The organism is Grimontia sp. SpTr1 (assembly GCF_947387585.1).
GTDB lineage: Bacteria > Pseudomonadota > Gammaproteobacteria > Enterobacterales > Vibrionaceae > Enterovibrio > Enterovibrio indicus.
Genome location: NZ_CANDOD010000029.1, coordinates 1 through 19,483 on the forward strand (window position 1 = coordinate 1; position 19,483 = coordinate 19,483).

The following is a 19,483-nucleotide window of genomic DNA, read 5'->3' on the forward strand; positions in this document are numbered from 1 at the left end:
CTTTTCCTTCTTGCCAGACTATTAGCGGCCTTAATCAATCCTGGGGAATAGGTAGTGTGTCACTTGAACCAAAAAAATATCCGATAGAAAACGCCGAAGGCTATAGACTTTAAAATTATATAGTTTTATAGTTATATAAATTCATTTTTATAGAGTTTTGTTATGAAGGTAATCGATATTTTTAACCCAAAGGGTGGTAACGGAAAATCGATGGTAGCCATTAACCTGGCGGCGGCCTCAGTGGAGCTTGGAAAAAAGGCAATGGTTGTATGCCAAGACCCTCAAGGTACATCGATACTCTATGGAAAGGGCGGAAACATGCCGTTCTCAGTCGTGAGTGATATACCTAAATCAAAGCCTGATGTAGACGTGATCATTTTTGACCATCCCGCCAATGTTTGGGATATCCCAGAGGGGAATTTATTGGTTATGCCTTTTAAGCCCCCTCGTGACCAATACGCGACGTTTATTGATGCATACAAAAAAGCAGAAGCAGCCGGTAAGAACATAGTCACTATCGTAACCGATACCAATCAACACCGGCGCGATGAAGTAGAGCTCACAAAAGCTATGAAAAAGAAGGGGGCTTTTGTATTGCCGTCTAGTGGTGTTTATGGCCGCGCTGCGTCGGAATATAGAACGATATTTGATCCCGCTCTGAACAAGGCTTACAAAATCAGTGAGCGCAGACGCGAGTTTTTACAACTGGCTACTCACGTATTGATAGAGGTGAAATGATGAAGGCAGATTCAAGATTGAGCTGGATGGACGAAGAAGCCTCAAGAGCTGATGAAAACGTTCAAAACAAAACCACTGAAAACCCCGATGCGCCAGTTCTAGTAAAGAGAACCAGAAGGAAAACTGCTCCAGCAAGAAAAACACACGGGGCATATGTTCAGACTGAAATCTGGAACCGATTTGAGGTGGTGGCGATGGAGCAGAAGCAAAAAGGTAATGCTAATCAACCTGAGCTGCTTGAAGAAGCCCTTGAATATATTATTAAAAAATACAGTAGTTAGAACGTAGGAGGCCGCTTGATAAGCGGTCTTTATGTTAATGCTGAACGTCAAGCTGTGCTTGCAGCCCTCTTACAAGTTGACAGTGACCTATGATCCTATAGCTGGAATTATCTATGTTGGCCAACATAGACAATTTTATCTATATCGCCTGAGAGCGCCTCAAATCCGCTGTATGCTCTTATGTGCGAAGCACATGCAAAGCCAAGTTTCACCCGTAGTTGATTAAACCTTTAGCTTTTCAGACGTCTTTAAAGCGATTTAAAGCCTGAGATCCCCCTCCCTTCTTGCTAGACCCTTAGCGGTCTTAATTAATCCTGTGGGATAGGTAGTGTGTCACTTGAATTAAAAAAATCTCTAACGGTGAACGCCGGAGGCACGAGAACGGCGCTTTGCTGATAAGCAAAGCTGCACAGTTCGCCCGAGCGCTTGCGCGAGTCATATCCTGAAACCCATAGGGTTTACTAAGTTCTTTATCTTTAGATAACAAAGGAGATCTTTTCTTTAGAAAAGAGCGAAAGAACCGGTAGCTTTTTATACACCCAATGCTATGACCTATTTTAATTAAGATATCGACAGCTTTACTCACAGAATCGGTGGATAAAACACACAATGCTGAAATTTTCATCCCCATTGACGTAAGTCGAGCATGCAGGGCGAGGGGGGACAGTGACTAAAACCTGGGAAGGAGGGGAAATTAGTAGTTTTTGGCATCAGGGGGCGCACTGAGGCCGCCGCTGTGCGGTGTTTTTCGGGGCGCTGGAAGTTGTCTAATGTATCAGGCTTTGATCGTAATCTATTGGAATTGGGGTTAGCCCTGTCTCGCTAGTCAGCCGCTTAGTAAAGCTCTTATAGCCAATCCAAATATTCGACAGCCCTTTTCGGATGCGATCTGCAATGCTTCGCTGTGTAGAAATAGCAACGTCTTTCTTTTGGCTCAGGCCAAAGGCCGCGAGACAAGTAGCGGTGAACGTTTTCATGGCAGCGATGGAGTATATACGGTCTGTGTGCTCACCATTCTCGTCAGGTTCATTGTCCAGACAGTAACAGGCATCCACATCAAGCCACTTGGCTTTTTTGAGTAATTTAATCATGCGATCCCAACGGGATTTATGAATAGACTCACCCCAAATGGTTTCGTAGATTCTTCTCAGTGATTGATGGGTTGCACCTTCCATCCCGTCATTCTTACACACGCCCACTTGGAATTTTTCAGCTTCTGTGATGCTCAGTAAGGCAGCAAACACCTTCACCAACGCAAGACGCTGGCGCGGTTGCAAAGGCTTTAAGCTGCTGTTGACATGGTGCAGTTCTAAAAAGGCTTTGTTGTAGCAGTAAGGGTTATCGATAAAGTGTGCAAACTTATCAATATGTCGCTTTTGCCAATGCTGGAGCTTTGACTTTTTAGGCGCGTTGCTTTGGTACTGCTCAAGCCTCGCCCTTAGAGTCGGGGTGTCTTTGGCTACAAGTACAGCTTCGGCTTCGTAAACTTGAGGGCGGCTAGCGTTAGAGGACTTCATGACCAATCCCTTGCCCCACAAAATGATCAACAGATAGAGCTAATAACTCTATTGCCAATGCAAAACGTGATGATAAGAGATGGTTTTTTGGGTACAGCCGCTCACGGCGCATGAAGATATACTTCATAGTGAAATGTCCTTGGTTGTTGAGGTTGTTCTGTTCGGGTGAGAAGTCCAAACATTGAATTGAGCATAAGCAAAAAGATCATAAAGATCAATAATCAAACCAGCACCCCAAAAAGTCAGTGTGACTTTTGTGCATTAGCGCTGCTTTCTTAGGCGAAAAGGCTTCAAATCTTCACTGCTGGATCACTAAAAAAGATCACCTGATCTTCCGTGTTCCGATGGTTTATATCAAAATGATATAAAAATTTGACTTTGCAAAAGGAGATTTCTACTATAAGAAAAAAAGACATCTTATGGACAAATCAACACCAATAACATTTGCGGAGTTTCCTCTTACCGCTCAATCTGCAAAAAAAGTTATCCGTGATTTAGCAGAAAATCATACTAGGCGCATCAAGTTCGGTGGACACTCTAAACAGAGACAAAACCAACGTTCTATCTCAACGAGAGATGTGATGACGGTTATCAAAAGTCGCTCTAGTGTTATTACTGAGGGGCCATATCAGCGACCAAATGGAAGTTGGCGCTTCAATTTGGAAGGTATGGCATCGGGGTCTAGAATTCGTGTAGTTATCGACTTAAGAAGACACGAAGATGATCCGAGTGCATTTATCGTTACTGTAATCAATACGCGATAAGTGCCTAAAATAAGGCATAAATAATGGCAAACATGTATCACTACACTGAGTGTGGTCTCGACAACGTGTACCTGCAAAGCGGGTTTGAAGTTGAAGAGTACGAAGGTGAAGAGTACATAAGTTTTGAGGACTTCGAAGGTCTTCACCAAGCAATCGCACACGCAATTACTGACAAACCATCAGGTTTAACAGGCGATGAATTTAAGTTTCTCAGAAAAGAGCTAAATCAATCTCGCCGCATCCTCGGTGAGTTGGTGGGTTTAGATCAACAGACTATCGGTCGATGGGAAAACGGCGATAGCCCAATTCCTAAATGGGCTGATGCTTACATTCGACAGCTTTATCTCGAATCAATCGAGGAAAGCAGTTCTCTTAGTTTGATGCTTCAATCGCTTGCAGAAAAAGAGGCAGAAGAGGCTATGAAGGATATGTTCTTCGATTTAGAGGACTGTCATTGGGTAGAAAGAGAAACAGCCTATTCAATGTAAAAAACCCGCTTTATGCGGGTTTTTTTATGTAGGTACCACTGAAAAATAGGCAACAAAAAAGGCTTAGCCCAACCAAGGAAACTAAGCCTTTTTTGCGAATGCTGAACGTTAGGATCTCACCCCCAACACACTCTAACTCTGCAAAATACACTGCGTAGCATTCGAGCTTCGCAAGTGGAGTGCTAAGCAATGCACTCTCTAGAGCTGTATTTAGTATAGCGTAACTAATTTTAGCCGTTCAAGCTGTTTACAGATAAAATTTGTTAATGTTCTGTTTCCCATGAAAATAAGCAAAAAAAAACCACCCTTAATCAGGTGGTTCTTGAAAGCTTAAATTAGGAAATCTTCTAACGATTTACCGTTATCAAGTTGTTCTTGGATGGCTTTAGGGGTTCGCCCCTGTCCAGTCCAAGTTTTTTCGGTACCTTTTTCGTCCTGGTACTTATATCGAGCCGGTCGTGATGCTCTCGTAGATTTTGGCTTTGTGCTAGCACCGGCTAAAAGAGGGGCAAGTTCTTCAATGGAAATCCCGTCAGCTTCCAGCTGCCTGCTAATCGCCTCTAACTTGGCACGTTTTTCTTTAGCTTCTAGTTCCTGTTCTTCTTCCTGCTTCCTTCTTTCAGATAGAACCATTTCGATTCGCTCGTAAGCAATCTCTAGTTCTTCCAATGTTAGGTTCTCTCTTGCGAAAGCACGCAGTGAACGCAGGTTTGTTAGCACTTTTTTGATTTCCAGTGTCATTGAGTTTCCTCTACTTTCCTATTCGTTGAATTGTAAGATTCAAAATCCGGTTTCCCTTTTTTCTCAAACAGCATCACAGTACAGTTTGGGTAGTCAGAACACCCAAAGAAGTATCTCCCTTTTTTCTTTGCTGGCCTTCTAACTAACGGGCTGCTGCAAGCAGGGCATTGATGATTTGTTACTGCCGGCTTTGACCTTGGTGTGGTGTCAGGTTTTCCATTTTTATCAGGGTACGATGCATCGCACTCCGGATACTTTGAGCATCCATGAAAAAAACCATTCCTCCCTTTTCTTCGAATAAGGGGAGAACCACATTTAGGGCAGGGCGTGGAATTACTTTCAATATCTAAGCCTTTTTCATCGAGCATTTCAATTTGTTCTCGAATGTAGCAATCAACCCTCTCTACAAACTCTTGTACTGTTAAATCTCCTTCTTTAATGTGAAGCTGCATATCCGCCCAAATCGCAGATATGTTAGGTAGTGTGATTTCATCTGGTAAAGCTTTGCAAAACTGTTGGCCGTGTTTGGTGGTTTTCCATACCAGTTCTTTGTAGCCTTTTTCACTTTCAACCGTAATCAGCGCACTATTAGATTTTAGTTTTTCTAAAATTGAAGCCCTTGTAGCCTCTGTCCCTATACTCCCTCGATCATTGCTGTCTTTGTCTTTCGCCTCTAGTTGTTTCCTTAGCTCTGGATCTGGGATGAACTTAGCGGCGCTGACCATTGCAGCCAAAAGGGAAGACTCCGTGAAATATTTGGGCGGGGTTGTTTCCTTCTGGGTCACTTCTGTGCTCTTACATACAACCCGATCATTGAAATTGAGCTTATCAATCCCTTTAGATTCTCCAGCCTCTTTCTTTTCTGCGGTAATGATGTTTTCCCATCCCCGCTTTACTATGACAGACTGCGTTGCCCCGTATTGATGCCCTTCGACTTCCACCGCCACTTTGGTTTTGTCTCTCTCGGATGGCTGATGGAAAAGAGCAATAAAGTATTTGGCTGCGAGGTCATAGACATTTTTTTCCTCAATCGACAATGTTTGGCCGTTAAGCTGTTTAGCCGTGGGAATGATAGCGTGGTGGGCTTCAATTTTTGACGCATCAAATGCCTTGTGTTTATCCACCTCTTGCAAGTCTTCACAATAACGCTTGAGATCAGGTGAAGTTGCGGCAATCGCAGTGAGTATTGCGGGGGCTTGGTAGTAATGCTCATCTGACAAGTAGCGATTGTCAGATCGGGGGTAAGTAAGCAGTTTGTGAGTCTCGTACAATGCTTGAGTGTACTTGAGAGTATCTGTCGCTGAATATCCGTAAGTCTTTGCACACAACTGCTGTAGCGTTGAAAGGTTCAATGGTAGTGGGGGAGCTTTTAATTCTCTCTTCGTCAAAGCTATTGTTACTAAGCCATCTTTAGATGTAGTCGCATCACTGATGAACTTGGCATTATGCTCAGATATTAATCTGTTTTTCTCGTCTATCTGATCAGACTCTTTGGGAATATATTTTGCTGAAAAGGTAAGTCCATTGCATTCAAGTTCTGCATTTACTTCATAGAAGTAGCTTTTCACATGGTTCTGGTTGGCTAGAGTGCGCTTGTTAACTAACCCTAAAACTGCACTTATTACCCTACCTACGTTTAAAACCCCCTGAAAGCCTTTTTCTCTACCTTTCAAGGTACATGCGCGAGTCAGGTTATATCCAAAAGCCTGATCAGAAATTGAACGTGCCAGGGCTGCGAGACCTAGTGGTACGTATTTTTCGTTCGGCTCCATTGACGATAGAGCTTTCTTAACAGGCGCCAAGTTTAAATCCGCTATCAGAAGCCGCATAACCGGCTTTGTGTTTCCAACATGGTTCAATACTTCATCGATGAGCAATTGCCCCTCATCATCAGGATCTCCAGCATGTACAATCGTTTCTGCTTTGTTTATCAGGTTTTTCACAGTCAGAAATTGTGACTTGGTTTGAGTGATTGGCTTGAGGGTAGGAGGGTAGACGGTAGGGATAGGCAGATCCGAAAAACTCCACTTAGAATACTTTTCGTCATAGTCTTCGGGATCAAATAACTCCATCAAGTGGCCTACGCACCATGTCACAACATGCTCGTTATGTTGGAAGAAACCATCATCTTTCTCTGTAATGGGATTTCCTCCTAAACCTTCAAATATTGCTTTAGCTAGTGATGGTTTTTCTGCAATGTATAGAATCATTTTTTAGTCCTCACTAAAAAAGCGCCTACAGGCGCTTTTGGGGTTCTGTATACATGTTGTAGTGGAGTGATTAAGGGACAACGACTTTTTCACCGCTATTATCGAAGTAGTAGGTTTCTCCATATTTACTTCCATCCATATAGGTATCTACATACCGGACGGTTCTGGTGCATCCTTTCGGGCTGCGGCTCCTCACTCTTCCGTCATCTTTTTCGATACGGCACGGTGCATCTTTAATTACCTGAGTAGGTATTGTTTCCCACAATACGCATCTGTCTGAATCCTCACTATGTCGCCTTCTCCAACTTTTACATACTGTGTGTTCAGGAACATAAGCGCCGATTCCATCTTTTGCGGTTAATTCACTAGGCTGCGCTAATTCATTATTAGAGTGGGGAACCCCACCGGATACCATGCAAGAGGAAAGAGAAGGCAAGGGGGGTTTTAATTTCTTAATCCTCTTTTTGAAAGCGCTCTTAGCATCCCCACAACCACTAGGAAAACCGGTGGGTAAGCAAAGCCAGATGGAACATTCAGCTTCACTTGCTGCGGTTGCAGGGAGAGATGGCATTAAAAAGGCCGCGACTAGCGCGGCCATAAACAATGACTGTTTCATATGATTTCCTCATCAGAGTGGCAGTAGTGGAATATCAGGGATATTGGCTTTAGCGTATTCAGTGCGTTTCACCAATAATGGTTCATCAAAATAGATGATCTTTTCTGCAATGAAGGGACGCTGGTTCTCTTTGATAACGAGGGTTTTAATACCCAAATCCTTAGCTACAGAGTGTTTTTCGTAACCGAGCTCTACGATTTCATGTGGCATCATCAAAGCTCTTTTCTGCTCGTCTTCGCTTGTAGTTCGACTAGAAGATTTGCCCGTGCTCCTGCTGATACGGCGCTTTTTAACAGTCTTTGTTCCCAGCGTTTCAGACAAACGACGTACGTTGTCATCTACTTCTTTTGGGGGATAGACCACTCGTATAGCATGGTTTTTTAGTATATTTCGTGAACTTTCACGACCATAAACCTCGTCTAACTGGCTTTCATCCTGAAAAATCGTCAGGAATCGCAAGTTATATCCAGCGGTATAGCTAATAGCCTTTTCAATTTGCCTCACGCGCCCCAAGGCGGTGAACTCATCCAGAAGGAGAAGACATTGATATTTGAGGTTTTCATCATGCTCAGGCAAGGTACGCGTGTTCTCCGTTATAAGCTGCTCAAAAAACAAATTGAGCAGCTTGCCGAAGTTCTTTAGGTTCCCTGGTTGGCAACCCACATAAATACTCATGCGCTTCTTGCGTAAATCCCGAAAATCGAAATCGGACTCACTAACTGCTGCTGCCGTTACGTGGTCACTGAATATAGCCAATGGACTAAGAAGGTTACTTTCCACACTGGAGTAAGTGTCTTCGGCCATCGATAAACAGTTGTTGAACTCAAATCTGGCATCATCAGAGACATAACTATTTCTCAATTCCCTCCGCATCCAAGCACGTAACCCCCCATCTACACCCGTTAATTTCAGTACATAAGGGAGAGAAGGTTTAACACCGGTGATGGTTTCAGTATCAAGCATCCAACAACTGATTCCTTTGAACAGTTTTCCCGCCAATTCATTCCATATATCCCCTTTATCTCCTGAAACTGGATAAAGGCTACTGGCAATGTTAAGAACATCCCCGATACGGAACGTTTTGCTACGCCTGACGTAATCAAATGGGTTCCAACGATGACTTCGTAGTTTTTCGTTTTCACGGTCTTCCTCTGTTTCTGAAAAGCCATCAGGAGCAAATAAGAAAACGTCCTGTCCGCACTGTTTTCTGAAACCAGCACTGTTTACAAAGTTTTCAAACTTAATGTCAGTGTTTACGAGGGAATCGGAATAGGAAACGCAGTTTGGAATGACAATACCTACCCCCTTACCGCTTCGGGTTGGTGCTGGCACATAAGCAAACTGCGACCCTGCAAGCTCTATGTACCGGCCTTTGAAACGGCCATTAGGCATTTTCCCTAGAAGGATGGAAGGTCGTTTTTCCTTCGATTTCAGGTTAGGAAATAGCCCTGATTTGGCAAGATCCGTATCTGACGCAAATCTTGCCGAACCATGTATTTCTTCTTTTGGTTTGTTGAAAATGACAAAGACAAAAATGACGATAGGGAACAGCAAGAAGGAAATAAAAATCACTAATGGGGGAATCATTAACCTTCTAAAAAGTGGGTTGCCTCCATAAGCATTCCAATGCTCGATGAGCATAGTAAATTCGAAGAGATTTAGAGGTATTTTGGCAAGTTTCATATACACAACATTAGCGGCCACATAACCAATAAATCCAAATACTAAAAATACAATTAAAAAAACCAGCATTACGCTGGCACTTTTTTTCTTAGCCATAAAGCCTCCGTTAGCCTTTGCTAAGTAATCTGTTTTTCTCTAGAGGGTCGTAATATACCTCTACTAATCTTGTGTTTTTAAAAAACGCAATGATATCGATGCTAGTCTTTATCGTCCTCATGATGTGCTGATACTCCAGCGTCTTTCCTACATCAGACTGTTTAACAAGAGCAGCTAACCGACTTGGTGCGCTGTAGCAATTATTTGCGTGAATAGTCGTGATAGAGCCTTCATGTCCTGTGTTTAGCATTTCAAGATAAGTCCATGCCTCATCTCCTCGTAGCTCTGCAAGGAGTACGTGATCAGGTTTCATCCTCATGCATGATTCGATGATGTGCTTAGGCGTTAACCCGCCCTGCTTATAGAAAAGGTGGATGTGGTTAGGGTGATTAGGCAGTGATAATTCATGTACATCTTCGACCGTGAATATTCTTTTTGTCGGCTCATATTCATCTACTAATGCTTTCATTACAGTGGTTTTTCCCGAGCCGGTACCACCTACGAGAAGGATATTCATATTGCTCTTAACTGCTAGAGAGAAGAACTCTTTCATTTCTCCTGGGGTGTCTTTCAGATCCAAAAGCCTAGATTGAACCTCACTAAGTTTAACCTCGGATATATCCATATCCGTGAACTGATCGAAGCGCCCAGAGGTCTGATAGTCTTCTAGAGTAAATCGGCTTTTTGATGGTTTACGGAAGGTCATGCTGACTATCCCATCTTCGGTGGCCGGTGGTATTAGGATCTGTCCTCTTTCTTCGTTTGGTAAGATAACAGAGGCAACAGGGTTAACCTCTGATAATGGCTCTGTTAATCCTGCATATGTTGCTAGAGCTCGGGCGAGACTTAAGCATGCATTGTAAGAGAGTTCACCTAACGTTTCAGTTTCCCATCCCTTACCTCGATCAAACCAAACTTCATACGGACGGTTGATTGCGATCTCAGTCAAGTTATCCATTTCAAGAATGTTCGATAAACCAGTAAGTTCTAAATACTTGTTTACCATAGCGGCTTTATTAAAAGCCGCATCATGTAGGCTATTCATACGTCGCTCCATAAACAGAAGACATATCAATATCTCTTGCTACCAGAATATTGATTCTTTGACCTAGTTTTGAGTAGCCTGTCGGACTGATATTTATTGAACTTTCTAGGGCTTTCTCTGCGATTCCCTCAGCAGTATTAGTTGAGTTTTCAAATGAAATTTCACTACCATTGCTAGAGGTTGTATTGGCTAGAGCATTAAAAGCATCATCTACGAAAGAAAGTAAAATTGCGCCGCCGAAGCGTTCTGGGTAGTGATTATCAACCCATACCTCATGACCGGCTGCGCCAAGTCTTCCCGTTCCTAATGAATCGATGGTAATAGATACACCATTGGGGGTTTCAATATCTCTCCATGTGGTGAACACTCTACTTTTGCCCGGCTGGAGTTCAACGGTTTGCTCTCCTGTTACTGTCGAACCTCGCTCGACTAAGAGAAACCGTCCATTTGCACTGTATACATCCTGGCTTACTCGACACGTAATCTGTGCCCCATAGTCAGATATGATTTGCTGATACAAAAAACATGGAATGTTAGTACCGTGGATAAGCAAGAAATTCATGAGTTCTTCACTTCTACGGTAAGCAGTACCTTTTTTGAAAGACTTAGAGGTATATGATTCATTGTACTCAGTGCCGCCAAGCTCACTATTCTCTGCGGAGGTAGACGTATGGTTGATCATTACCCCCCCCATCATTTTTCGTTGTTCAGGAGTAGGGTGCTTGCTGTTCTGAGTGTTTTCCTGAACTAATACAGGAACCGGCTTCGGTTCAGGTTCGTTAACGGGTTGCGGGAGGTTAACGGGCTTATTTGCGATCTCACTATCCCTTCTTGCTTTTTCGGCTGCTTCCTTCTCTAGCCTTTTCTGTAACGCGAGTGCTGCCTCTTGCTCAGCTCTTTCCTCTGCTGCTCTACGTTCTGCTCTTTCACGCTTTTTTCTTGATAGCCAGTCGCTGTCCGCTTCTAATGTTTTGGAATCAACGCCTTCGACTTCAACTCTTTTTCCAAGAGGCTTATCATCGGTCTGGCTATCATCGGTGTCAGAACCTGAAAGGTTAATAGCTAAAAAAACAGATCCTAATACGACGAAAACAGCAATGATAATCGCGAAAACAATAAATATTTTCTTCCCTTTTGGAGACGTATTTTTACTTTCAACATCTCCTCTATCAAAATTTTCATAAGCACTAGGGATTTCACTATTATTTTCCATTGTTACTCTCCTATTAATACTCTACCGCTTTCTACTGTACTTGCTTTCTCGTTATAACCAGAGTATTCAGCAAACGTCGAAATAACACCCAATACATTATCACCAGCTCTCACTCTAAACTCGCCAGATACAGAATGAATAACCATTGTGTCTTGTTCAAAGTGATAATTGACAAGAGATTCTTCGCCATCGCCATTTTTTTGATAAACGACGGGTAACTCCTCTGTATTTGAGAACTTAAAGCAAGTAAATCTTCCATCGTCCCATGCATATTGCGGGGCAATATCGAAGTCTCCCCACATACCATATCTAAAGTTACGCTTACCATCGGAGCAAGGTACTTTTCGACCTCTTGGTATCGTTTTTGGTTTACGAGGATAATTTACTCTTACTATGTAATATGGGTATTTGCTTGAAACAAGTTGGAAAGCATATGTCCTACCTAAATTAGTAACCACCGTCAAATTAGTATCTGGCTTAGCAGCTAATGGTTTAAAAAAGATATTATTTCCTCTTACATCAAATCCCCATGCCTCGGCATCGCCCATACCAAGCCCTGTAGGTTCACCAGAAACAGCCTCTCCTTCCTCAAGTTGTATTAAAGTGGCAATCCCTACTTTAGTTCGCACTTTAATCACATCATTTGGGTCATACTTAACCCCTACAACCCTAGAGTCCTTACCTAAACTCTTAGGAATGGTGAGGCAATGTGCGCTAACAGAGAAGAGAAAGAGTGACACACACAAAATAGTATTCATATTCATTCAATCACCCTATCCTTTTCAAAACTTGTTACTCGGAAAGCTAATGGGTTTAAAAGCCTTTCTGATTCTTTGCTAATATCAGCCAAATAATCGAAAGACATTACAGCTTTCCATTTAGTAGGCTTGAAGTCTCTTGAAAGAGAATCATCTACATCCAAAACAGTCTTGGTAAATGAAACATGAGCCAAGATGTTATCCTGATTCGTCGGGATGAATGATATAGAAACATCCGAGATATCCACTTTGTTGTTCTCAGAAAGGACTTCTACGGGAGATGAATTAGATCTAATGTAATTACTGTATTGGCTAAACACAGCGTCATTAGATGAAAGTTTGATAAAGTCATACGAATCTTGCACTGTGAACCAGTTATATCCTTCGTATGCATCAATAAACTTTGATATAAAGAAACGATCCATTGTTTCTCCATAGCTTACGTTATTGCTGTTTTCCAATGGTCGAAGTTCGTCGATATGTCCGGTCGCCGTATCTATGGAAAGTAGGCGGTAGTCGACTTCTTTTAGAGGAGTGAGAATAATTATTGCCAGTCCCAAAAGAACACTTAACCCTAAAAGTGTGCCTGCTGCAATCCAAGCTCTTTTTGCAGAGCTTTTAGCTAACTCAATAGAATCGCTTTCGAATTGTCTTACTGACTGGATTAAATCTTCTGCCATTTTTGAGTGTTTTGAAGATGTTCCTTTTGATTCCTTTCTTCGGTTTTCACTCAACTCACTTTCAATTATGCTGTTGCTATCACTCATATACACCTCTCTTCTATATTACATACAAATCCGCCAAGTTAACTTTTGGCGGATTAACTGGCTTTATTTCACCCTTCGGCTCTGGGGGAGGCGGTGGAGCACTCGAACATGCGGTTGTTAGCACCGAAAGAAAAAGAACAAAAATATATTTACTCATAAAACACCCATTAAAAAGGCCGCTTACTAAGCGGCCTTTTCCTTACTTAAAGATTATTACCCTGGCTTAACTCCATTTCTGAATCTATCAGCTATATGTCCGGCAACATTAGACAACTTAGATCCTGCTACCTTTCCGAAATTTCCAGATTTAGCTAAGGAGCCTTTTATCATTCCCATTCCAGCACCTATTCTACCTGTCAGGCCATTAATGGCTACACCACCTGTTAAAGCAGCGCAAAAAGGCGGTATCTGGAGAGAAATAAGAATAAATGTTCCAAATAGTATGCAGGTAAAAATTACAGATACTATTGATATTTTGTCTGGGGATGAAACCACATAGTCAATTGTTGCCCCATAGAAATTAAAGGCTAGAGGAAAAATAATAGTCAGCAGAATATAGTTCATACATTGTGCTGTCCAAGACTTAAACATATCCCTAGTTGATGGAAAAAACGCAAACATAATAAAAAGTGGAGCCATCACCAAAAGAAAGCTCACCATTACCTTCGCAACAAGAAGAAAAGCTGTCGATATAGCGAGAAAAGGAATACTGCCTGCTAATATCATGACAATAAGGAAAATCATTAAAATTGAAGTAGACCAAGAATCTGATACTCCAAAAGAAACATGCTCCCAAAGCTTTTCTACTTGCAATATTGTTTTATCGAACATTTCCTGTAAAACGCTACCTCCAGACTGACCAGCGCCAAGTAGTGCTTGTGCTATTTCGTCTCCGGCACCTAACACGCCTGGTACGATAGAGCTCATAAACCAATTCGTACTAAAGGCTATTGCGGCACAGAACCCGAGTGAGACACCGAACGAAAGAGCCTCTTCGACATTTAGCTTACTGGTGTCGTAAAGAGAACGATAGGCTATCAACATCGCATACAGAACAACACATCCGCCAATCAAGGGTGAAACCATTGAGGCGAATGTACCTATATGAGAGCCGATAAAGTCTGTTGTAATGGAGGTAACGAAGTTGAACAGTGATTCAAACACAGCAACCTCGCTTGGTTAAAGTTAATTGATATCTATCCCATCAGAGAAGACACTTTTTGTGGTTACGTTTCCGATAGCTTTTGCTGCATTGATACAGTCAGCAGATAGCTCTTCTATATTCTCAGAGCACTTACTAGCAATCTCTTTGGCTTCTGTAAGGTGGCTCTCATAGTAACTCACTGTCTTAGCTTCCTTTTCACAGGCCGAAATAAACACCACCATCAATAACGCCACACTTGCTTTGACTACCTTCATAAACTTTTCCTTCAATTAATTGGGATGCCATCTCCAAAGACTTGCTCTTTGATAACAACATTGTCTGCCTGCGCCTGAATTTTTCGTTGCTGTTCAAGCATTGAGTTCATGGCTACCATCATGTTCTGCTCGTTAGCCAGCTGCATTTGTTCATATTCAATCGCATTACCTAAATCAGCTTTTTTGGCTGGCGTATTGGCTGCATTGAATTGTGACAGCAAGCTATTCATTCTTTCGCTTCGAGCTAAAAACTGATCATGAAGCTTTTCTTGAAATCTAAGTGTCTTCAATTGACTATCGTAGCGCTTTTGCACCGTTGGGTTGTTTGAGTAAAGTCCGTATTCATCCCGCATGGAAGCAATGTCACCGACCGAGTCGTAAATGTCTTTAACACCATCTAACTCGAAGAACTGGTTCAGGTTGGGATCATTGATGATGGTTTCAAACGAGTAGTGACCTTCAACCATCGATTTATAGTGCTGAGCCGTTTGCTTCATTTGATTCAAACGGTTTCTAGCCTCTCCGATTGTTTTTTGGAACTCTTGTGCGCGGACTAGCCCGTCTTGAACCATCTGTGCTAGTCCAGCAACATCGACAACAGGAATACCAGTTGCAAAGGACTTTAGTGAAAACACGAAGAAAAGCATTGCAGCACTTAGATAACGTTTCATACTTCATTCCTCTTTTTTAAAAGTTCAGGAATCCAATTAGTTGGATCGTTCCCTACAGCCTCCCGTACTTGCTCACAAAGCACTATGTCTTCAGCGGAGCCTGAGATTATCGGGAGGAAGTCATCAAAGCCGTTGAGATCCATCTTTGCAAAACAACTCGTATTCGATTGTTTTATAAGCATTGTTCGACTCTGTTTCCCAAGCTTCTGGAGACGCTGGAACTCTTCTTGAGTAAGATTGCATTTTGCGTAGGACTTATATTCAGCATCTGGGTTTGGAAGGTATATTTTCGTAGCTGTTTGCTGAATGATGGCCGGAAATATTGGACTATTTATTGCGTCTTCCGGCGACTGAGAGGTAAGGAAAAGAAACTCTCTTCCTAAACGCCCCGTTTTTAAACCTCGTTTCATTTCCTCTTGAGTCAATGGGAAGCTTGCAGGCATCCAAAATTCTTCAACAATCGTTTGGATAAGACGCCCGTCCTCTTGCATCAGATTTTTTAGAAAGAACAAACAACCCAATAGTGCTTCTGATGCAGGGTGATTTTTCCCTGACGCATCTTTTTCAAGCAAGAGGGTAGAGTCAAAACCAACGCGACCCATTTTGTAGGGGTCAAAAACATTTTTCGGTGAGTCCAAACACCATGAAAGTGAACCATTTTCTGAACGGCACCATTTAGAGAGCCGTAAACGCAGGTCGGGGTCTTGTATCGACTGCAAAACAAGGCTCAGCCCTCTGATAGGGGCTTCAAAATTCATCACGCTATCAATAGCGTTTTTGATTTCTTGTTCATTCTGAGGAGTCACCGCATTGTTCGACTCACCTTTCGCGATAGTACAGACCAGCCGATTCAGAAAACTTACAAGTTTCGGTGTCTTTTCGAGCTGGAAAAGGTTGATACCGGTATCAACTCCTTCCTTTATAGAAAAGTATTCGCCTTCATATGCACGAATAAACAACTCGGTAGAGCGCTTATAATCAATACAGAAAATTTTCTGATCGAACCTTGTAAAAAATCCAGTTAACACCGCCTCAAGAGTCGTCTTACCCGTACCTGACGCACCTAGCAACATTGTGTGGCCAGCATATGGCTCCCCAGTAACGTCTTTACCAATTTCGGAGGCATGACAGTTCAAATAGAAGATAGTGTTGTTGGTTGTCTTTAGGGGGATCAGAGCTGTTCCGTCTCCGATTGGATTGCCGAAAGGTTTGCCGATTGATTGATTATGGAGTGACCAAGCACTCAATAAATTTGTGACCGTTTTAGGGCTAGCTTTCACACGCTCTTTGGCACCTGGTAACGAGCTTTTGAAAGTGAATGGAGACTTCAAATTTGCCCGTTTCAATACTGCGCCTCTGGCTAAGAACTCACCATACAAGTCGGTACTTTTCTTAACTAGAGTTGCTTGGCTATCAGCGAGAACAGTTATGGAGCCGTGATACATACCAAATGCAATATCACCAGTCACAACATAATCGCGTGCGGTGCTGAGATCTTCTATCTCTTGTAGAGCGTTGTCTGTTGAAGCTATTAAATTGATTTGTCGGTCGATCAGTTTTGTACTCTGATTTGGCCTCATTAATATCATCGACTGACTGAGAATGAACTCGGTTTGCTGTTCTAGCAAAAAGTCCCACATCCCCGCTTCTGTCCAGCTAGGTAATGAGTCAATCTCGTAGTACGTTGCAAACTTCTGATCGTGGGAATTGAGATTCCTTACTTCTGCCATATCATGCATGAAGTGCCAATCACTCTGCATAACCGAGTCAAGAACCTTTGAACCGGACAGTGGAATTGATACATCCTTATAATTCATCAGATAACCGATAAATTCAGCCGGTTCACAAGATAGTTCGTTAGTCACTTGAAGGAGTTTGCAAGAGAATTCCTTCAACGTTGAAAGTGTGACTTTTACAATGTCCTCAAGGACTTCAACACCTTCTTGAAGGTTTCCACCGTGTTTGTAAACAAACGTGAGATAGTATTTGCAGACAAAAAAATCTTCTCCGTTGAACGACTTTAAGTATTCATTTGAAAAGTCGTTAACAAATTTGCTTTTGAACTCATAGGAAGCTTCTAGCTTCTCTTTCTTATTTACTATATGAGTCCACACAGCAAGGTCGCTTCCATACTGCTTTGCAAGGTTGTTAAAGAGAGATTTCTGAGTGTCTAGAGCGTTTTGGAGATTTGTCCCTGGCTCACATTCGTAAGGGATTCCAAAAATTTCGATTGTAGATAATACTTTATCTTCGAGTTTTATAATCGATTTGGTAACAACCCTTCCGTATTCTGGTATGCCTTTAATCGGTATTGTTTTTAAACCACTCTGCAACATCTTTTTTTCTCCTAATGGGTGTTTCATCCAATGAAGAAAAAGAAACAATCCGAGATCTGCTTTTTATCTTATAAAAAAGACCTCTAATATCCCATTTGATATCTTCGATTGCTCTAGAATCTTCCTCAGTTTTAATTCGGAGATAAATTAGAAATGCCACTATGACCAAAGGGAAAATAAGACCTTTTACCCCAAGCGCCATCAAGCCAACAAATCCGGTTATCAAAATCCCCGAGCCACAAAGCAACAAGACAATGACAGGAACCCCTAACATTAGGGGTTCCCTTGCTAGTGAATTGAAGCTTTGGTACTTATCCAAACCTTCTTTTTTCATGATTAGCTACCCCAGATAGCCCACATGAATTCGCCAGCGATGACAATGCCGCCTGCTGCTGCGACCTTAAGGAGACCAACCCCTACATCGCTCCATTGCTTTTTTTCAGTGAGCGCGGCGCCAGCTAGGTAAACCATATAGCCAAGGCATAAAGCCGCCAGAAAGCCATAACCCCAAACACGTACATCAGTGACCCATGTTGTAAGGTTATCGAGGCCAGCTGCCAGCGCAGGAGAAGAGACGAAAGAAACGAGAATAGCTGCAACAGCAGCGAAGAATGACTTGATATTTCTCATAGACAATTACCTTTTATAATAGATGATTGATAGCAAATTAAATGTTTAGCGGGGGTGAGATTTGACTTACGCTTTTACCTCCTTAGAAATCTCCAAATACATCCCATGACTTTATGGTTCGACTTGGATTGGGTTGGACATGATTTGTAATGGGTAAACTGGATGAATACCCATTGCTAGAGTTAAATCTTTGAACGTAACTTGTTCCTGTACTTTCTACAGTAAAGCCACGTTCGAAATTCCCTGAGTAATAGCAAGAGGCTGCTAAATCAAGAAGCTCAGAGCGTGACTTTCCATGAAATTTTTTTTCGGCTCTTTCGAAGCACCCTGAAAATATCTCAGCCCCTACTCTAATGTTTTCGCAGTTATCAAAAGCTGTTTCTAATGTCAGGCCATGCTTTGCGAAATTTGCATTATTAATTTGCATTAGACCTACGCTATAACTAAATCCCGCAGATTCGAGCCCTTTGATTACGTCAATTGCTTCCGCTTTGCTCTTTGGCTGGTTCAACGTTTTTTCAGCACCAACAACGGCTATTGCGTATTGCTGCCTATCGCTTTCAGTGTCTACAATTCTTCCCAATGTATGAGAATCAACAGTTGCCTGACATTGATTGAAAAGAGAAATAAGTAGTGGTATTTCAATGATCATTTTATCCTTTCCTCTGTGCCACCCCAACGATTGAAATGGATTCGAATTTATCAAGGTGGTCTTTAAGTCGAAAGCTACACTCTTCAACTAATGTTCTATTTTTGAAACCACATTCAGAGAGAAGGTATACGTTGATTTCCTTTGCTAATACAGAAGGAATAGTTATTTTCATTACTGTCTTTTTAGTAATGTCAACTTTTGAAACTCTTTTTCTATATCTTTTTATGTGGTCAATAACTCTCAATGTAGCTTCACTCCTCATAGACCTGAATGAAAGGTCGGCAGCAGTTTTTAAAGAGTTATAAGAATCTTCATCTAGAACCAAGTTGGTAGGAATCATAGAAGTCATATACCCCCCTCTAATTCTTTACATCTTGAGTTTGAATTTGTGCTGATACACATTAATCACCTATCAGCATCAGTGAACCCCTGCCACATTCGCTACATGTTGGGGCGTGATTGATTAAAAAGGTTTCTCACACCTTTATCGGATTTTTCGGCATCCGTCAGAACCTTGGCAAAATTGTTAAAGAGCATTTTCAGGCCGTAAGAGACCGCTACAAAAAGATGTAGTTTTATTAAACAAAAGTTGTTTTGTTTTGAAGTTAATTAAAAGGCTATCTACCTTTTTCTTTCTTTTTCTTTATCACAAGAGATAAGTCAAAATCTGAGCTTTTACTTTCGTAATTTTTCGCGATGCAATCTAACAAATCAGAAACAAAGCCCGTCTTACCTCCGTTACCATAATTCTTGTATCCCCATTCAGCAGCGATATCAGAAATAACCCTATTGGTATCAGTGTCAATGGGAAGTGTAATAGTCGTTTGAGACATCTACTCCTCCTTCCTGAATTTCAAT

The 19,483-nt window shown here is 41.9% G+C and carries 22 protein-coding genes; 4 read left to right on the plus strand and 18 right to left on the minus strand.

Translation table 11 applies throughout. The annotated features are described in order from the left end of the window. Nucleotides 1–162: 162 nt before the first annotated feature. Together QL223_RS24465 and QL223_RS24470 are read left to right on the plus strand one after the other, a co-directional pair. Entirely contained in the window at nucleotides 163–738 is a 576-nt protein-coding gene (locus tag QL223_RS24465; RefSeq protein ID WP_281546219.1) for an AAA family ATPase, read from the plus strand. Next, on the plus strand, nucleotides 735–1,019 hold the full coding sequence (locus QL223_RS24470) for a hypothetical protein (RefSeq protein WP_281546220.1): 285 nt from the start codon (nucleotides 735–737) through the stop codon (nucleotides 1,017–1,019). The genes QL223_RS24465 and QL223_RS24470 overlap by 4 nt, the downstream gene beginning before the upstream one ends. Before the next feature lie 767 nt (nucleotides 1,020–1,786). Here QL223_RS24470 and QL223_RS24475 read toward each other — a convergent pair. Then, on the minus strand, nucleotides 1,787–2,536 hold the full coding sequence (locus QL223_RS24475; RefSeq protein WP_281546221.1) for a hypothetical protein: 750 nt from the start codon (nucleotides 2,534–2,536) through the stop codon (nucleotides 1,787–1,789). A gap of 419 nt (nucleotides 2,537–2,955) precedes the next feature. Here QL223_RS24475 and QL223_RS24480 point away from each other — a divergent pair, with 419 nt between their 5' ends. Next, nucleotides 2,956–3,300, plus strand: coding sequence for a DUF4258 domain-containing protein (locus tag QL223_RS24480; RefSeq protein ID WP_281546222.1), 345 nt, complete (start codon nucleotides 2,956–2,958; stop codon nucleotides 3,298–3,300). Nucleotides 3,301–3,323: 23 nt separating this feature from the next. Next, on the plus strand, nucleotides 3,324–3,788 hold the full coding sequence (locus QL223_RS24485; RefSeq protein ID WP_281546223.1) for a helix-turn-helix transcriptional regulator: 465 nt from the start codon (nucleotides 3,324–3,326) through the stop codon (nucleotides 3,786–3,788). Between the two features lie 330 nt (nucleotides 3,789–4,118). On the opposite strand, the gene QL223_RS24490 is transcribed toward QL223_RS24485, so the two are convergent. The 17 genes from QL223_RS24490 to QL223_RS24570 all read right to left on the minus strand — a co-directional run bounded on the left by QL223_RS24490 (nucleotide 4,119) and on the right by QL223_RS24570 (nucleotide 19,458). Continuing rightward, on the minus strand, nucleotides 4,119–4,529 hold the full coding sequence (locus QL223_RS24490) for an H-NS family nucleoid-associated regulatory protein (protein WP_281546224.1): 411 nt from the start codon (nucleotides 4,527–4,529) through the stop codon (nucleotides 4,119–4,121). Next, nucleotides 4,526–6,739: a DNA topoisomerase 3 gene (locus tag QL223_RS24495; protein WP_281546225.1), complete on the minus strand. Its 2,214-nt coding sequence runs from the start codon at nucleotides 6,737–6,739 to the stop codon at nucleotides 4,526–4,528. The genes QL223_RS24490 and QL223_RS24495 overlap by 4 nt, the downstream gene beginning before the upstream one ends. 70 nt (nucleotides 6,740–6,809) lie before the next feature. Next, nucleotides 6,810–7,355, minus strand: a complete 546-nt coding sequence (locus QL223_RS24500) for a conjugal transfer protein TraL (protein WP_281546226.1) — start codon at nucleotides 7,353–7,355, stop codon at nucleotides 6,810–6,812. 12 nt (nucleotides 7,356–7,367) lie between these two features. After that, a complete protein-coding gene (locus QL223_RS24505) occupies nucleotides 7,368–9,134 on the minus strand; it encodes a type IV secretory system conjugative DNA transfer family protein (protein WP_281546227.1) in 1,767 nt (588 codons plus the stop codon). A gap of 10 nt (nucleotides 9,135–9,144) precedes the next feature. Further along, nucleotides 9,145–10,179: a P-type DNA transfer ATPase VirB11 gene (virB11, locus tag QL223_RS24510; protein ID WP_281546228.1), complete on the minus strand. Its 1,035-nt coding sequence runs from the start codon at nucleotides 10,177–10,179 to the stop codon at nucleotides 9,145–9,147. After that, nucleotides 10,172–11,392, minus strand: a complete 1,221-nt coding sequence (locus QL223_RS24515) for a TrbI/VirB10 family protein (RefSeq protein ID WP_281546229.1) — start codon at nucleotides 11,390–11,392, stop codon at nucleotides 10,172–10,174. Before QL223_RS24515 ends, virB11 begins: the two co-directional genes overlap by 8 nt. 2 nt (nucleotides 11,393–11,394) lie before the next feature. Beyond that, nucleotides 11,395–12,156 (minus strand): TrbG/VirB9 family P-type conjugative transfer protein, encoded by a 762-nt coding sequence (locus QL223_RS24520; protein ID WP_281546230.1) that lies wholly within the window; start codon nucleotides 12,154–12,156, stop codon nucleotides 11,395–11,397. Beyond that, the gene (locus QL223_RS24525) at nucleotides 12,153–12,917 is read right to left on the minus strand and encodes a type IV secretion system protein (RefSeq protein ID WP_281546231.1); all 765 of its coding nucleotides are present in this window, start codon (nucleotides 12,915–12,917) and stop codon (nucleotides 12,153–12,155) included. The genes QL223_RS24520 and QL223_RS24525 overlap by 4 nt, the downstream gene beginning before the upstream one ends. A gap of 213 nt (nucleotides 12,918–13,130) precedes the next feature. Next, the gene (locus QL223_RS24530) at nucleotides 13,131–14,081 is read right to left on the minus strand and encodes a type IV secretion system protein (protein ID WP_281546232.1); all 951 of its coding nucleotides are present in this window, start codon (nucleotides 14,079–14,081) and stop codon (nucleotides 13,131–13,133) included. 21 nt (nucleotides 14,082–14,102) lie between these two features. Next, on the minus strand, nucleotides 14,103–14,336 hold the full coding sequence (locus QL223_RS24535) for an EexN family lipoprotein (RefSeq protein ID WP_281546233.1): 234 nt from the start codon (nucleotides 14,334–14,336) through the stop codon (nucleotides 14,103–14,105). Between the two features lie 11 nt (nucleotides 14,337–14,347). Then, entirely contained in the window at nucleotides 14,348–15,007 is a 660-nt protein-coding gene (locus QL223_RS24540; protein ID WP_281546234.1) for a type IV secretion system protein, read from the minus strand. Continuing rightward, the gene (locus QL223_RS24545; protein ID WP_281546235.1) at nucleotides 15,004–17,343 is read right to left on the minus strand and encodes a conjugal transfer protein TraE; all 2,340 of its coding nucleotides are present in this window, start codon (nucleotides 17,341–17,343) and stop codon (nucleotides 15,004–15,006) included. The genes QL223_RS24540 and QL223_RS24545 overlap by 4 nt, the downstream gene beginning before the upstream one ends. Continuing rightward, nucleotides 17,309–17,677, minus strand: coding sequence for a VirB3 family type IV secretion system protein (locus tag QL223_RS24550; protein ID WP_281546236.1), 369 nt, complete (start codon nucleotides 17,675–17,677; stop codon nucleotides 17,309–17,311). Before QL223_RS24550 ends, QL223_RS24545 begins: the two co-directional genes overlap by 35 nt. A gap of 2 nt (nucleotides 17,678–17,679) precedes the next feature. Then, the gene (locus QL223_RS24555) at nucleotides 17,680–17,973 is read right to left on the minus strand and encodes a conjugal transfer protein (RefSeq protein WP_281546237.1); all 294 of its coding nucleotides are present in this window, start codon (nucleotides 17,971–17,973) and stop codon (nucleotides 17,680–17,682) included. An 82-nt stretch (nucleotides 17,974–18,055) separates the two neighbouring features. Continuing rightward, a complete protein-coding gene (locus QL223_RS24560) occupies nucleotides 18,056–18,625 on the minus strand; it encodes a lytic transglycosylase domain-containing protein (protein WP_281546238.1) in 570 nt (189 codons plus the stop codon). A gap of 1 nt (nucleotide 18,626) precedes the next feature. Next, nucleotides 18,627–18,974 (minus strand): TraY domain-containing protein, encoded by a 348-nt coding sequence (locus QL223_RS24565; RefSeq protein WP_281546239.1) that lies wholly within the window; start codon nucleotides 18,972–18,974, stop codon nucleotides 18,627–18,629. Between the two features lie 268 nt (nucleotides 18,975–19,242). After that, on the minus strand, nucleotides 19,243–19,458 hold the full coding sequence (locus tag QL223_RS24570) for a hypothetical protein (RefSeq protein ID WP_281546240.1): 216 nt from the start codon (nucleotides 19,456–19,458) through the stop codon (nucleotides 19,243–19,245). Nucleotides 19,459–19,483 lie beyond the last annotated feature (25 nt).